The sequence below is a fragment of the Lelliottia sp. RWM.1 genome, assembly GCF_016859735.1.
GTDB lineage: Bacteria > Pseudomonadota > Gammaproteobacteria > Enterobacterales > Enterobacteriaceae > Enterobacter.
The window spans coordinates 155,982-170,212 of record NZ_WLVC01000005.1 but is presented as its reverse complement, the minus strand read 5'-3'; the positions used below and the strand labels follow the sequence as shown (position 1 = coordinate 170,212).

Annotated in this window: 15 protein-coding genes and 1 pseudogene; 12 read left to right on the top strand and 4 right to left on the bottom strand. The window is 49.4% G+C overall.

Features of this window, described 5'->3' with window-relative positions; translation table 11 throughout:
• Positions 1-147 precede the first annotated feature (147 nt).
• The gene (gene slyB, locus GF617_RS06710; RefSeq protein ID WP_181623306.1) at positions 148-615 is read left to right on the top strand and encodes an outer membrane lipoprotein SlyB; all 468 of its coding nucleotides are present in this window, start codon (positions 148-150) and stop codon (positions 613-615) included.
• A gap of 203 nt (positions 616-818) precedes the next feature.
• Complete coding sequence (locus tag GF617_RS06705; protein ID WP_181623305.1) at positions 819-2,180, top strand: GGDEF domain-containing protein; 1,362 nt, start codon at positions 819-821, stop codon at positions 2,178-2,180.
• Between the two features lie 35 nt (positions 2,181-2,215).
• Here GF617_RS06705 and slyA read toward each other — a convergent pair whose 3' ends face one another.
• Positions 2,216-2,656: a transcriptional regulator SlyA gene (gene slyA / locus GF617_RS06700; RefSeq protein ID WP_181623304.1), complete on the bottom strand. Its 441-nt coding sequence runs from the start codon at positions 2,654-2,656 to the stop codon at positions 2,216-2,218.
• Positions 2,657-2,842: 186 nt separating this feature from the next.
• On the opposite strand from slyA, the gene GF617_RS06695 reads away from it, so the two are divergent.
• The 3 genes and pseudogenes from GF617_RS06695 (at position 2,843) to GF617_RS06685 (ending at position 5,976) form a co-directional block, all read left to right on the top strand.
• Positions 2,843-3,079, top strand: a complete 237-nt coding sequence (locus GF617_RS06695; RefSeq protein ID WP_181623303.1) for a DUF1656 domain-containing protein — start codon at positions 2,843-2,845, stop codon at positions 3,077-3,079.
• A 2-nt stretch (positions 3,080-3,081) separates the two neighbouring features.
• A complete protein-coding gene (locus tag GF617_RS06690; RefSeq protein WP_203451344.1) occupies positions 3,082-3,942 on the top strand; it encodes an HlyD family secretion protein in 861 nt (286 codons plus the stop codon).
• Positions 3,942-5,976: pseudogene (locus tag GF617_RS06685) on the top strand (FUSC family protein). The gene GF617_RS06690 and the pseudogene GF617_RS06685 overlap by 1 nt, the downstream one beginning before the upstream one ends.
• 22 nt (positions 5,977-5,998) lie before the next feature.
• Here GF617_RS06685 and GF617_RS06680 read toward each other — a convergent pair.
• Together GF617_RS06680 and GF617_RS06675 are read right to left on the bottom strand one after the other, a co-directional pair.
• A complete protein-coding gene (locus GF617_RS06680; RefSeq protein ID WP_203451343.1) occupies positions 5,999-6,895 on the bottom strand; it encodes an aldo/keto reductase family oxidoreductase in 897 nt (298 codons plus the stop codon).
• Positions 6,896-6,943: 48 nt separating this feature from the next.
• Positions 6,944-7,183, bottom strand: a complete 240-nt coding sequence (locus tag GF617_RS06675) for a DUF1289 domain-containing protein (protein WP_181623742.1) — start codon at positions 7,181-7,183, stop codon at positions 6,944-6,946.
• A 150-nt stretch (positions 7,184-7,333) separates the two neighbouring features.
• Here GF617_RS06675 and eptA point away from each other — a divergent pair, with 150 nt between their 5' ends.
• From eptA to rnt, 5 genes are all read left to right on the top strand, one after another.
• Positions 7,334-8,962, top strand: coding sequence for a phosphoethanolamine transferase EptA (gene eptA / locus GF617_RS06670; protein WP_181623299.1), 1,629 nt, complete (start codon positions 7,334-7,336; stop codon positions 8,960-8,962).
• Positions 8,963-9,000: 38 nt separating this feature from the next.
• A complete protein-coding gene (locus tag GF617_RS06665) occupies positions 9,001-9,600 on the top strand; it encodes a TetR/AcrR family transcriptional regulator (RefSeq protein WP_203451341.1) in 600 nt (199 codons plus the stop codon).
• 53 nt (positions 9,601-9,653) lie between these two features.
• Positions 9,654-10,751 carry an alkene reductase gene (locus GF617_RS06660; RefSeq protein WP_181623297.1) on the top strand — a complete coding sequence of 366 codons (1,098 nt, stop codon included), beginning with the start codon at positions 9,654-9,656 and terminating at the stop codon, positions 10,749-10,751.
• 88 nt (positions 10,752-10,839) lie between these two features.
• Entirely contained in the window at positions 10,840-11,247 is a 408-nt protein-coding gene (gloA, locus tag GF617_RS06655) for a lactoylglutathione lyase (protein ID WP_181623296.1), read from the top strand.
• Between the two features lie 96 nt (positions 11,248-11,343).
• On the top strand, positions 11,344-11,994 hold the full coding sequence (gene rnt / locus GF617_RS06650) for a ribonuclease T (protein ID WP_181623295.1): 651 nt from the start codon (positions 11,344-11,346) through the stop codon (positions 11,992-11,994).
• Between the two features lie 58 nt (positions 11,995-12,052).
• Here rnt and grxD read toward each other — a convergent pair whose 3' ends face one another.
• Positions 12,053-12,400: a monothiol glutaredoxin 4 gene (gene grxD / locus GF617_RS06645; RefSeq protein ID WP_181623294.1), complete on the bottom strand. Its 348-nt coding sequence runs from the start codon at positions 12,398-12,400 to the stop codon at positions 12,053-12,055.
• Positions 12,401-12,738: 338 nt separating this feature from the next.
• On the opposite strand from grxD, the gene GF617_RS06640 reads away from it, so the two are divergent.
• Together GF617_RS06640 and sodB are read left to right on the top strand one after the other, a co-directional pair.
• On the top strand, positions 12,739-13,506 hold the full coding sequence (locus GF617_RS06640) for a C40 family peptidase (RefSeq protein ID WP_181623293.1): 768 nt from the start codon (positions 12,739-12,741) through the stop codon (positions 13,504-13,506).
• 121 nt (positions 13,507-13,627) lie between these two features.
• Positions 13,628-14,209: a superoxide dismutase [Fe] gene (gene sodB, locus GF617_RS06635; protein ID WP_181623292.1), complete on the top strand. Its 582-nt coding sequence runs from the start codon at positions 13,628-13,630 to the stop codon at positions 14,207-14,209.
• Positions 14,210-14,231 lie beyond the last annotated feature (22 nt).

Below are 14,231 nucleotides of genomic sequence, written 5' to 3'. Positions count from 1 at the left end.
GCCCGTTTTTGTTTATGTCTCGTTAAGTCAAATTCAAGTACAATTTTCCCATTGTTAGTGCAAAGATATGATCTATGGCTCGGTATGCCATATAATTTAGCCATAACGGATGCTCACTTGAGCGTTTTTGGTGAACAGGAGATTCAAATGATTTTACGTGTACTGGGCGTTTCGCTGATTGGATTAACTCTGGCTGGTTGTGTGAATAACGATTCCCTTTCTGGCGACGTTTACACCGCTTCCGAAGCTAAACAAGTTCAAAACGTGACTTACGGTACTGTTGTTAATGTGCGTCCTGTTCAGATCCAGGGTGGCGATGACAACAACGTGATTGGCGCAATCGGTGGTGCAGTATTGGGCGGCTTCCTGGGTAACACCGTCGGGGGTGGCACAGGCCGTTCTCTGGCAACAGCAGCAGGCGCAGTCGCTGGTGGTGTCGCAGGCCAGGGGGTTCAGGGTGCAATGAACAAAACCCAGGGCGTAGAGCTGGAAATCCGTAAAGACGACGGCAACACCATTATGGTTGTTCAAAAACAAGGCAACACCAAGTTCTCATCCGGCCAACGTGTGGTACTGGCCAGCAACGGCAGTCAGGTTACTGTTTCTCCACGATAATCATGTAAAGGATGTGGCTTCATAGCCACATCCTTTGGCAATAAACATCATTTAAATAAATAAATTTACTTAATTCATTCATCATATAATTAATTAATCCCCACCTGCATTGTCCCTGCGCAAAGTATTTTCTCGTAACCCCGTTAGACTGTCAGAATCCAACTTACTTTTAATGCACTCTATTATCTTTCAAAAAAACACATATGATTCTGATTAGTCGTTATGTAAACAACCGTTATGTCTACTTTAGCCTTTGTTGCATTATTGTCATCGGGATATTGCAATATTCTTTTTTAGAACTGGTCGAACTCGTCCCTTCGTTTTCACCGCTCTTATTCCCGACACTCACCATCTTTTTACTCGTATTTCATCTATTTATTGCCTGTTTCATGGCAATGAAATACTGGTGTGACCGAAAGCGGCTGTATCTTATCGTCATCGCGCTTACCTTTTCAGGCTCGACGCTACTCATGGTCGGTACATTAGCAAGCTTTCCCGAGTGGCTTGACCTGTACCAGTTCAATGTCATCAATTATAACGACGCCATGATTTTCTTTATGTTCCGCCATATCATGATGGCCGTATTGATTATCGTTGCAGCCGTACTTTATACCGTCAGAGATTTTCCGCTGTCACGACTGGCGCATGTTTCAATTATTTCCGTCGCATCTCTTTTTACCGTATGTATGGTTGTGCTGGCGTGGTGTTATTCCAGCCATTCTTCATTGTTAACGCTGGATTTAGTTGATAATGAAACCCGGCAATTTATGGTTCTCTGGAGCCAGGTTATCAATATCATTTTGATCATCTTATGGATTGTTACATTAGTAACCCTGATGATTATTACCCGTCTGCGCAATCTGTTTTGGGTGGGCGGAAACTTTTTATGTGTCTGCTATATCGTGACATTGACCATGCTGTTATTTGGTGGTCATGCAGAAGATATTGCCTGGTATCGCGCCCGTTTATTTGAAACGGTTGCGACATTACTCATCATTTTCATTTTGCTTTATGATGTTTTTAATCTCTACCGCGATTCCCATTTGAAGTACCAACAGTCTTATCAAAACTCGATTCGCGATCCGCTTACACGCCTCTACAATCGCAGTTATTTTTACGACACGCTAAACCTCGCACTCAGCACAGCGAAAGAGTCAAAACCTGTGTCTGTGATCGTCAGCGATCTTGACCGCTTTAAGCGAATCAACGATTGCTACGGACACCTCCAGGGAGACAAAGTCTTGCAGTTTGTCTCAAACCTGCTGGTGGACTCGGTAAGACCACAAGACATCGCCGCGCGGATTGGGGGAGAAGAGTTTGTTCTGCTCCTGAGCAATACGCCTTCAGAGGCTGCACGTCAGGTTGCAGAGCGTATTCGCGTAAATTTAAGCAGCTATGACAACGCCAGCAGCAACGGACAACTCCCGGAGCCGATTACCATCAGTATGGGCGTGTTTACCGCAACATCCGCAAATGTCACAGCAGAGCATTGCGTTGAATGTGCCGATAAAGCGATGTACGAGGCTAAAGAGACAGGTCGAAACCGCGTCGTGGTCTATCGATAAAAAATGCCTTGCTGCTGCAAGGCTTTTTAGTGATATCAGCCACGTGACTGCAGTTCGCTGATATTTTGTTCAAGTCGCCCAATCAGGCTAATGAGCATCTCCAGCTCCGCGGGTGAAATCCCTGACAGGATCTCCCCTCGCGTCTTGCTGATAACCGCTTCCATCTCGCTGATGATGGGAGCCGCTTTCTCAGTAAGTTTAATCCGCTTAGCGCGACGATCGCTGGCGCAGGTCTGGCGGGAAATAAGTCCTTTTTCCTCCAGCTGATCAAGCGTACGTACCAGTGACGGTTGCTCAATGCCTATCGCTTTTGCCAGTTGAATTTGCGACTGTTCGGGTGGAAGCTGATGAATATTATGCAACGTTACCCAATGTGTCTGTGTCAATTCCAGAGGTTTGAGGCGATGGTCAATCAGAGCACGCCAGACGCGTACTAACCTTGCCAGATCAGAACCTAATGGCGATTCCAATTTCATCTCCTTATAATTAGCTTGCTAAGTTATTATACTGATTTTAGAATAGTGTGCAGCATTTATATTGCCAAAACAAATGCAATACTACATTCATCCATGTCGAAAGTATGATTTACACTGAATGCTGATGCTTCATTATTTTAAGACAGGCCATCGTGGCATTCTCTCCTCTGCAAAGGATTTCTGCTCGTGACGTTCTCTTATCGCTCCGCAGGGTTACCTCTTCAAGATCTGATCGTCGGCGCATCCGTATACTTTCCTCCCCTGTTTAAAGCCGCCCTGCTGGGATTTTTGATTTGGCTTGTTGCACATCGTCTACTGCGTGACTGGATGTATTCCGGTGAAATCTGGCATCCCATGCTAATGGATCTTTCCCTGTTTGCCCTGTCCGTGTGTCTTGGCCTTGCCGTATTGATTGTGTGGTGATTATGACCCTGAAAACGCTTAAATACTTTTCCACTCTTTTTGTGCTCGCTTTGGCACTCCTCGCCGGTTGGTGGCTGTGGAACTTTTATATGCAATCACCCTGGACGAGAGATGGAAAAATCCGCGCCGAGCAGGTCAGCATTACCCCTCAGGTTTCAGGCAGTATCACGACACTTCTTATTAAAGATAACCAGTTCGTAAAAGCGGGCGATGTGTTATTCCGCATCGATGAAACGCCGTACCATATCGCGATCCTTAATGCTCAGGCGCAACTTGCAAAGGCACAATCCGACCTGGCCAAAGCCAATAATGAAGCCAACCGCCGCCGCCATTTATCGCAAAATTACATTTCTGCAGAAGACTTAGATACCGCCAATATCAATGTCAAGGCTATGCAGGCCAGTGTAGATGTGGCTGAGGCTTCCCTTAAACAGGTTGAATGGCAACTGACCCAAACTGTCGTTAAAGCCCCTGTGGATGGGTGGGTGACAAACTTATCTACACGCGTCGGTAATTACGCAACGACCGGTCAACCCGTTTTTGCGCTGATTGATAGCCACTCTTTTTATGTTGTCGGTTATTTTGAAGAGACAAAATTACGCCATATTCGGAACGGAGCACCCGCTCAGATCACACTTTACAGCGGCTCGCAGACGTTACAGGGTCACGTTTCAAGCATTGGACGTGCCATTTACGATCAAAGCGTAGAGACAGATTCCGGTTTGGTTCCGGATATCAAACCCAATGTTCCCTGGGTGCGCCTTGCTCAACGCGTCCCGGTTCGGGTGGAATTCGATAACATACCGCAGGACATTACACTGGTGTCAGGTACAACCTGCACTGTGTCAATTGGGACACGCTGATGAATTTGCAGGCTTTTTCCTGGCGTAATACCCCCTGGATTAAAGCGACGCGCCCACAATGGCGGTATGCGCTTCGAAACGGCATTGCAATGTGCCTTGCCCTTATCATCGCTTATTATCTCAATCTGGATGAACCTTACTGGGCGATGACTTCTGCGGCAGTGGTGAGTTTCCCAACCGTTGGAGGTGTTATTAGCAAAAGCCTGGGGCGCGTTGCCGGTAGCTTATTAGGCGCAACTGCAGCGCTCATCATTGCAGGTCATACCCTCAACGATCCCTGGCTGTTTTTACTCAGCATGGCGAGCTGGCTAGGTTTTTGTACCTGGGCCTGCGCGCATTTTACCAATAATGTCGCTTACGCGTTTCAACTGGCTGGCTATACTGCGGCCATTATCGCTTTTCCGATGATCAATGTTCTGGACACAACTGAACTGTGGGATATCGCACAGGCCCGTGTTTGCGAAGTCATTGTCGGCATTTTGTGCGGCGGCGTAATGATGATGATCTTGCCCAGCACGTCCGATGGCACAGCACTCATCATTGCATTGAAAACAATGCATGCCCGTTTGCTTGAGCATGCCAGTCTTCTCTGGCAGCCCGAAACCAACGACGAGATCCGCCTTGCTCATGAAAAAGTCATCGGTCAAATCCTGACCATGAATCTTCTGCGGATCCAGGCGTTCTGGAGCCACTACCGCTTTCGCCGCCAAAATGCGCTGCTCAACTATGTTTTGCACCAACAGTTGCGGATGACCAGTGCGATCTCCAGTCTGCGCCGAATGTTGCTCAACTGGCCTAATCCACCTGAAAATACCCGTGACGTCATTGAAACCCTGCTCAATACCCTGGCCCGCCCGCAGACCGACTTTTACACCGTTGCACGCATTATTGCTCCACTGGCCCCTGTGGATGAGTATGATTACCGGCATCGCGCGTTCTGGCAGAGGCTGCGCTATTTTTGTCGGCTCTATTTGCAGAGCAGTCGCTGGATAAATACCATTGAAAATGCCACACCGATTACGAAATTTGCGGTCCCGCAAAGCCCAGCGCTAGCAAGACACACAGATAACATGGAAGCACTCTGGAGCGGCTTTCGTACCTTTTGTGCGCTCATGCTTGTCGGTACATGGGGAATCGCAACGCAGTGGGACGCAAGTTCAGCAGCGTTGACACTTGCCGCCATCAGTTGCGTACTGTACTCCGTGGTCGCCTCTCCCTTTAATTCCCTGACGCTACTACTGCGTACGCTGACGCTCCTGTCACTCTTCAGTTTTGTGGTCATGTTCGGATTGATGGTCCAAATCACTGACTTGTGGCAATTTCTGCTTTTTCTCTTTCCTCTGCTCACCACCATGCAACTGCTGAAGTTACAGATGCCGAAACTGGCTGGTTTATGGGGACAACTGATTGTGTTTATGGGGTCATTTATCGCCGTAACAAACCCACCGGTTTATGATTTTGCAGATTTCCTGAACGACAACCTGGCAAAAATTCTGGGGGTTGCCCTCGCCTGGCTGGCGTTTGCCGTTCTGCGACCAGGCTCCGACGCACGTAAGAGTCGACGCCATATTCGCGAGTTGCGCAGAGGATTCGTCGATCAACTGAGCCGTAAACCCCACCTTCGCGAGAGTGAATATGAATCGCTGGTTTACCATCATGTTAGCCAGTTGAATAATAGTCAGGACTCTCTCTCCCGCCGCTGGTTGCTGCGCTGGGGCGTTGTCTTGCTCAATTGTTCACATGTGGTGTGGCAATTACGCGCCTGGGAAACACGATCGGATCCGTTGTCGCAGGTTCGTGATGTTTGTATTGCGCTGCTGCGGGACGTGATGAGTGAACGGGGCGTTCAGCAACGACCACTGGCACTGACGCTGGAGGAGTTACAACGAATTTGCACAACCCTGGGACGCCACCCTGCGCCTGCAGCACGCGACCTGGCCTCATTTAATCTGGCGCTTACATTGCTCTCTTTCTCAGCTTGAGCAGGCTCCTGCGCCTGGGACCATTTCCGAACAACATGAGGAAACCCCCTGATGGAAATCAGGGGGTTTTGTTATCAGGGAACATCATACCCCAGCGCCGCTTTACGGATGCGGAACCATTGTTGAAGGGTCATTTGCAGCTCTTCCGCCGCTATTGCCGCACGAACACGTTCAATTTTACCAGAACCGATAATCGGCAATGGTTTCGATGGCAGACGCATAATCCACGCATAAACTACCTGCTCAATGCTTTCCGCATTCAGTTCTCGTGCAATCGTGGTCAATTCATCACGCAATGGCTGGAACGCCTCATCGTTAAACAAGCGCCCACCACCGAGGCAAGACCATGCCATCGGCCGTATACGTAACTGTTGCAGTTGATCCAGTGTACCATCCAGCAGTAACGGCTGGTGTACCGGGGAGATCTCAACCTGGTTGGTTGCCAGGGTAAATGGCAGACGAGACTGGAGCAGTGTGAACTGCGCCGGAGTAAAGTTTGATACGCCAAAATGACGAACTTTACCGCTCTGATGCAGGTTCAGGAACGCCTCTGCCACTTCATCAGCATCCATCAATGGATCGGGACGGTGAATCAGCAAAAGATCGATATGATCGGTCGCAAGATTGGCCAGAGATTGCTCAGCGCTCTGAACAATGTGATCGCGAGTCGTGATGTAGTGGCCCAGAGCGTGTTCAGGCTTGGCCGTGGTCGCGATACCGCATTTTGTGACGATCTCCATCCGGTTACGTAACGCCGGAACCAATTTTAACGCTTCACCAAATGCGGCTTCACACAGATAGCCGCCATAGATGTCAGCATGGTCGACAGTAGTAATGCCTAAATCGAGGTGCTCTTCAATAAAGCTCGCCAGTTGAAGCGGGGACATATTCCAGTCCATCAGGCGCCAGTAACCCATCACAAAGCGGGAGAATTCCGGGCCCTGGGGTGCAAGGGCAATACGCTGAACCATAACAATTTCCTCAAGGAATAGATGCTATGAGTATACGCAATTGCGCTGCTAAAACAGTGAAGGTTGCTGGGGTTCTTCGGTATTACCTGTCTTGCTTGCGCGTAATTTGCGCAGCAGGCGCTGTCGACAGAGACGCAGAACGTCCTGTTTTTGTGTGTCGCTCAAATTTTGCCAGTTAAAACGCTCATCGCGTGTACGCATACACCCCCGACAGAATCCGCGCTCATCCGACTGACAAATACCCCGGCACGGGCTCTGGACAGGGAAAAACTCCAGTTGCTCTGCCACACGCACCTCCACACACCATTCATCACCTACAGTGAAGACGTTAAACGTCCCGTGTGCAAGGGCTTTACCACAGAAATGTGGCATTAAGGTTTCACTAATCTTCCCTCTCTATACTCGCCAGCATCAATAAAATGAATGGTTATGATCTCGATGTGGTTGATTAAAAAGTTACAGTGTAACGACACGAAATTCACTCTGGGCTGTGCACTCCTTTTCACCTTTCTCAACGCGCTCTTTATCCAGCGTAGCTGGGCTATTATTGCGCCAACACAGTTTCATGACATGCTGTTCGCAGCATCTATTCCGCTGGTGTTGTTTTGTGGTTGGGTGATTATCTTCAGCTTGCTGAATATCCCGTTTATCCGTAAGCCACTGCTGATCCTGCTCACTATCGGCTGCGCCGCTGCAACCTATTTTATGTACACCTATGGAGCCGTTATTGACCAGAATATGATGGTCAACGTCTTCGAAACAAATTCACAGGAAGCCACAGCGTTAGTCACCCCCCAACTACTGACATGGATTGCCATAGCGGGGATTATTCCTTCCGTCGTGTTAGCACTTGTACGTATTCGCACCGGGAAATGGTGGGTTGCTCTGCTGATGCGTATCGTGTCTATTCTTGGCGCACTACTGGTGATTATTCTCGTCGCGTCCGTGTTTTATAAGGACTACGCATCGCTGTTTCGTAATAACAAAAGCATCGTCAAAATGGTCACGCCAGCGAACTATGTCAGTGCGATGGCGAAATACAGCAAAGCACGCTGGTTTGCAGGTGATCAATCTTTGGTTCGCATTGGAGAAGATGCGCACAAGGGTCCACTGATTTCCGGGCAGAAAAAGAAAACCGTTCTGATACTGGTCGTTGGCGAAGCGTCACGTGCTGCAAACTATTCGCTAAATGGTTATGAGCGTGAAACCAATCCGCAACTGAAAAAACAAAACATGATCAACTTCCCGCAGGCATCCTCCTGTGGAACGGAAACCGCGGTTTCTGTACCTTGCATGTTCTCAGGTATGACCCGTAAAAAATATGATGCAGACCTTGCACGCCATCAGGAAGGCTTGCTCGACGTACTGGGCCATGCCGGTGTCAATATTCTGTGGCGAGATAACGACGGTGGATGCAAAGGGGCTTGTGACCGAGTGCCGCACACCGACATGACTCAGTGGAAGCTGGAGCAGTTTTGCAAAGATAAATCCTGTATTGACGATGTAAACCTCTATCGTCTGGATGATGTTCTTGATGGTCTGAAGCAAGATTCTGTACTCGTGATTCACCTGATGGGCAGCCACGGACCTGCGTATTACAACCGCTACCCGGACAATTTCCGCCAATTTACGCCAACCTGCGATACCAATGAAATTCAGGATTGCGACCACCAGGCACTGATTAACACTTATGACAACACCATTCTTTATACCGACAGTGTGGTCAGTAAAACAATCGACGCTCTGAAAGCGCGGCAGTCAACCATGAACACAGCCCTGGTTTACCTCTCCGATCACGGTGAATCATTGGGCGAAAGCGGGATTTATCTGCACGGCACGCCATATATGCTGGCCCCTGAGCAGCAGACGCACATTCCTTTCATGTTTTGGCTGTCCCCGGACTACACAAAAAACTTTGGGATTAATGAGCAATGTTTGCGCGACCAGGCCGCAAAAGAGGCTGTTTCTCAGGACAATCTGTTCTCAACAGTCCTGGGGATGATGAATGTAAAATCAACCGTTTATCAACCACAGCTGGATCTTCTGACACATTGTCGTCAACAATGATGCTTGCATTAGACCGAACGGTCTATTAGAGTGGCGGCATGAGCAGAAACACAGAACATGATACCCGTGAACACCTCCTGGAAACCGGCGAGCGCCTGTGTATGCACCGGGGGTTTACGGGAATGGGTCTGAGCGAGTTATTGAAAACCGCTGAGGTTCCTAAAGGATCGTTTTACCATTATTTTCGATCCAAAGAAGCGTTTGGCGTGGCCATGCTTGAGCGGCACTATGCCAGCTACCACCAGCGACTTGCCACCCACTTTGCGAGCGGTGAAGGTAACTATCGGGATCGTGTTCTTAACTACTATCAGGAAACGCTGAAACAGTTTTGCCAACAGGGCATTATTAGCGGTTGCCTGACGGTCAAACTCTCTGCGGAAGTGTGCGATCTTTCAGAAGATATGCGCACCGCAATGGACAAAGGAGCAAGCGGGGTTATCGCCCTGCTGGCTCAGGCGCTGGAAAAAGGTCGCAGTGAAAAAACGCTCACCTTCACCGGCGAGCCGTTAACGCAGGCCCAGGTTTTATATGCCCTTTGGTTAGGTGCAAACCTGCAAGCCAAGATTTCTCGCAGTGCCGTGCCGCTCGAAAGCGCGTTGGCTCATGTGAAAAACAGTATTACAACGCCTGGCGTTTGACAGGCGTTTTTATTTACCTCATTACTAGTCGACCGGTCTACTCAGGAGTTTCTATGTCAGCTGAAAAATTATTTACCCCACTGAAAGTGGGAGCCGTTACCGCACCAAACCGCGTATTCATGGCCCCTCTTACACGCCTGCGCAGTATTGAACCGGGTGATATCCCAACTCCACTGATGGGTGAATATTACCGTCAGCGTGCCAGCTCTGGTCTTATCATCTCAGAAGCAACTCAAATTTCAGCCCAGGCAAAAGGATATGCTGGCGCACCAGGCCTGCACAGCCCGGAACAAGTGGCAGCATGGAAGAAAATTACAGCGGGTGTTCATGCTGAAGAGGGTCGCATTGCGGTTCAACTGTGGCATACCGGTCGTATTTCACATAACAGCATTCAACCTGGTGGTCAGGCTCCTGTGGCTCCTTCCGCATTGAGCGCAGGTACGCGTACCTCTCTGCGTGATGAAAACGGACATGCCATTCGTGTTGATACCTCTATGCCGCGCGCACTTGAGCTTGATGAGATCCCTGGCATTGTGAACGATTTCCGTCAGGCCGTAGCTAACGCGCGCGAAGCGGGTTTTGATCTGGTTGAACTGCATTCTGCTCACGGCTACCTGCTACACCAGTTCCTGTCTCCGTCTTCCAACCATCGTACCGACCAGTATGGCGGTAGTGTGGAAAACCGTGCACGCCTGGTACTGGAAGTGGTTGATGCCGTATGTCAGGAGTGGAGCCCGGACCGTATTGGTATTCGTGTATCTCCAGTTGGTTCTTTCCAGAACGTTGACAACGGTCCGAACGAAGAAGCCGATGCGCTGTATCTGATTGAAGAGCTGGCTAAACGTGGTATTGCCTATCTGCACATGTCCGAGCCAGACTGGGCCGGTGGTCAGCCTTACACCGAAGCATTCCGCCAGAAAGTGCGTGAACGTTTCCACGGTGTGATTATTGGTGCAGGCGCATATACCCCAGAAAAAGCAGAAGATCTGATTAGCAAAGGTCTGATCGACGCGGTTGCTTTTGGGCGCGATTATATTGCCAACCCTGATCTGGTCGCCCGACTGGAACGTAAAGCGGAACTGAATCCACAGCGTCCAGAAAGCTTCTACGGCGGCGGGGCTGAAGGCTACACCGATTACCCTTCTTTATAATCCCCTCATTGATAGCGGCGATACTTCGCCGCTATACTAAAACATCGTTTCTGTTCAAAAACATAATCCATTCGTTAATGAGGAAATTATGCGCCTACTTCACACCATGCTGCGCGTTGGCGATTTACAACGTTCTGTCGATTTTTACACTAACGTGCTGGGCATGAAACTGCTGCGTACCAGTGAAAATCCGGAATATAAATACTCGCTGGCATTCGTCGGGTACGGCCCGGAAAGCGATGAAGCGGTCATTGAGCTGACCTATAACTGGGGTGTAGACCAATACGAGCTGGGCACGGCCTACGGCCATATCGCCCTCGAAGTCGATAATGCGGCAGAGGCCTGCGAACGTATTCGTGGCAACGGCGGCAACGTCACGCGCGAAGCCGGTCCGGTAAAAGGCGGCACGACGGTCATTGCTTTTGTTGAAGATCCTGATGGTTATAAAATCGAGTTGATCGAAGCCAAAGATGCGGGTCGTGGTCTGGGCAATTGATTCTCACGGGCGCGCGATGCGCCCCTAGTTTTACTGCATCCCCCCTCAAAATTTGCCATAATGCGCTCTGCTTTTTTCCCCTTGTAAGAGACCCTGATGTCCGATAACGCTCAATTTGCCGGTCTACGCGACCGTTTTCGTGGTTTTTATCCTGTTGTTATTGATGTTGAAACTGCGGGATTCAACGCTAAAACCGATGCGCTGCTTGAAGTTGCTGCCATCACGCTGAAGATGGATGAACAGGGCTGGATTTCACCGGACACCACGCTGCATTTCCATGTTGACCCCTTCGAAGGTGCAAACCTGCAACCCGAAGCGCTGGCATTTAACGGTATTGACCCGCATAACCCCCTGCGCGGTGCGGTGAGCGAGTACGACGCCCTGCACGCCATTTTTAAAATGGTACGCAAAGGGATGAAAGAGAGTGATTGCAGTCGCGCAATTATGGTGGCCCACAACGCCACATTTGATCACAGCTTTATGATGGCTGCTGCCGAGCGAGCATCCCTCAAACGCAACCCTTTCCACCCGTTTGTTACCTTTGATACCGCGGCCCTGAGCGGCCTGGCACTTGGTCAGACTGTGCTATCGAAAGCCTGCATCACCGCAGGGATCGATTTTGACGGTACACAGGCGCACTCCGCATTGTACGATACCGAACGTACAGCAGAGTTATTCTGTGAGATTGTGAACCGCTGGAAGCGTCTTGGCGGCTGGCCGTTATCGATGGGCGAAAGCGAAGAGTAATCTGTACCAGACATAAAAAAAGCGACCGCTATGGTCGCTTTTTTACTGGGGCAAAAACTTATTCCGCATCAGGCTCTTCTGATTTGTACTTAGCTGCCGTTTCTTTGATCAACTGCTGCAGTTCGCCACGCTGATACATTTCAATCAGGATGTCGCAACCACCAACCAGCTCACCATCAACCCACAGTTGCGGGAACGTCGGCCAGTTTGCATATTTTGGTAATTCAGCGCGAATATCCGGGTTTTGCAGGATATCAACGTAAGCAAAACGCTCGCCGCAGGCAGACAACGCCTGGACCGCTTGCGCGGAGAAACCGCAGCTTGGCAGTTTTGGAGAACCTTTCATGTACAGGAGAATCGGGTTTTCAGCAATCTGGTGCTGGATTTTTTCAATAGTGGTGCTCATGTCTTGCTTCCTTTAACTTCTGTTACGGCATTCGTCTGTCATTGTAGCGGTTCAGACGGACATCGGAAAATAACATTTTTGTCACGTCTATATATTTTAACGGTTACGCGTATAAGTTGCATTCCAAATGTAGTTTAACCCTATTTAATCTAAAGTTTTGCTTAGGGAGTGAACAATAGTGCGACAGATTGATGAATTTTTTTGCACTTGCTAACGAAACACGATTTTAGATTGAAAAATGCTATTAACTTCTCGGGTTTTTATAGATTAGAATCGACGGGCTTTGTAAATCATACGCGGGTCTTATTGATGACCGGCATTTATCAGGGGACTGCCCAGTGGCGCGGATAAATAAAATCTCGATCACGCTCTGTGCTTTACTGTTTACAACACTCGCTTTCACGCCAGCGGCTAACGCCTCCGAGCAGGCGCGGCACTCTGCTGTGCAAAAATCGCATCTGGCAAAAACCACAGAACGTAAGAAAAAACCAAGCAGTAAGAACGAAAAGAAAAAAACTACCGCTCAAACCAAGCATACCGCCTCCAGTAAAACCAAAACGACTCGCACTGCCCATTCCGCTACCCGAAAAGCCACTCCTGTACTGACAAAGGTTGTGACCGAAAAATGCACGCCACGTAAAGGCCATAAAGCGAAATGCGTCAAAGTGACGAAGGTGGCTGAAGTTCATAAGGTACGCGTGCAAAAGGCACAAAAAACGGCCATGAATAAACTGATGGGGCAAATTGGCAAGCCTTATCACTGGGGCGGTACATCACCGCGTACCGGTTTTGATTGCAGCGGTCTTGTCTACTACGCCTACAAAGACCTGGTGAAATTCCGTATCCCACGTACTGCAAACGAGATGTACCACCTGCGTGATGCCTCTCCTGTCGACCGTGGCGAACTCGAAAGCGGCGATCTGGTCTTCTTCCGCACCCAAGGGCGTGGGATGGCCGACCATGTGGGCGTTTACGTAGGTAACGGGAAATTCATCCAGTCTCCACGTAGCGGCCAGGACATTCAAATCACCTCTCTGAGCGAAGATTACTGGGTACGCCACTACGTGGGCGCTCGCCGTGTGATGACGCCAAAAACCATCCGCTAACCCCTGCCCTGCCACCTCCGTGGCAGGGTAAGTTCCTCTTTTGCATACCCTTTCAATTTGCTACTCTATCCCTGCTGTCTTTATGGTTATTGGCAGCAACAAAATAATAAGGAGAGAAGCAATGTCGTTCGAATTACCTGCACTACCGTATGCAAAAGACGCCCTGGCCCCACACATTTCTGTGGAAACCCTGGAATACCATTACGGCAAACATCACCAGACGTATGTCACCAACCTGAATAACCTGATCAAAGACACCGATTTCGAAGGCAAAACGCTGGAAGAGATCGTACGCAGTTCTGAAGGGGGCGTGTTCAATAACGCGGCTCAGGTGTGGAACCATACGTTTTACTGGCACTGCCTGGCTCCAAATGCGGGCGGAGAACCTACCGGTGAACTGGCTGCTGCTATTAATGCTACATTTGGCAGCTTCGCAGATTTTAAAGCGAAGTTTACTGATGCCGCAGTGAAAAACTTTGGCTCTGGCTGGACCTGGCTCGTGAAAGAGGCTGATGGCAAGCTGGCTATCGTTTCGACCTCTAACGCAGGCACGCCATTGACCACTAAAGCAACACCACTGATGACGGTCGATGTGTGGGAACACGCATATTACATCGATTACCGTAATGCCCGTCCAAATTACCTGGAGCATTTCTGGGCACTGGTTAACTGGGAATTTGTTGCGAAGAATTTCGCTGCATAAAAGACACGCAGAAGGGTTCGCC

Bases quoted from the DNA above. Each gene is read 5' to 3' on its own strand.
- slyB (WP_181623306.1), top strand. From the start codon at position 148: ATGATTTTACGTGTACTGGGCGTTTCGCTGATTGGATTAACTCTGGCT.
- GF617_RS06705 (WP_181623305.1), top strand. From the start codon at position 819: ATGATTCTGATTAGTCGTTATGTAAACAACCGTTATGTCTACTTTAGC.
- slyA (WP_181623304.1), bottom strand. From the start codon at position 2,656: ATGAAATTGGAATCGCCATTAGGTTCTGATCTGGCAAGGTTAGTACGC.
- GF617_RS06690 (WP_203451344.1), top strand. From the start codon at position 3,082: ATGACCCTGAAAACGCTTAAATACTTTTCCACTCTTTTTGTGCTCGCT.
- GF617_RS06680 (WP_203451343.1), bottom strand. From the start codon at position 6,895: ATGGTTCAGCGTATTGCCCTTGCACCCCAGGGCCCGGAATTCTCCCGC.
- eptA (WP_181623299.1), top strand. From the start codon at position 7,334: ATGTGGTTGATTAAAAAGTTACAGTGTAACGACACGAAATTCACTCTG.
- GF617_RS06665 (WP_203451341.1), top strand. From the start codon at position 9,001: ATGAGCAGAAACACAGAACATGATACCCGTGAACACCTCCTGGAAACC.
- GF617_RS06660 (WP_181623297.1), top strand. From the start codon at position 9,654: ATGTCAGCTGAAAAATTATTTACCCCACTGAAAGTGGGAGCCGTTACC.
- gloA (WP_181623296.1), top strand. From the start codon at position 10,840: ATGCGCCTACTTCACACCATGCTGCGCGTTGGCGATTTACAACGTTCT.
- rnt (WP_181623295.1), top strand. From the start codon at position 11,344: ATGTCCGATAACGCTCAATTTGCCGGTCTACGCGACCGTTTTCGTGGT.
- grxD (WP_181623294.1), bottom strand. From the start codon at position 12,400: ATGAGCACCACTATTGAAAAAATCCAGCACCAGATTGCTGAAAACCCG.
- sodB (WP_181623292.1), top strand. From the start codon at position 13,628: ATGTCGTTCGAATTACCTGCACTACCGTATGCAAAAGACGCCCTGGCC.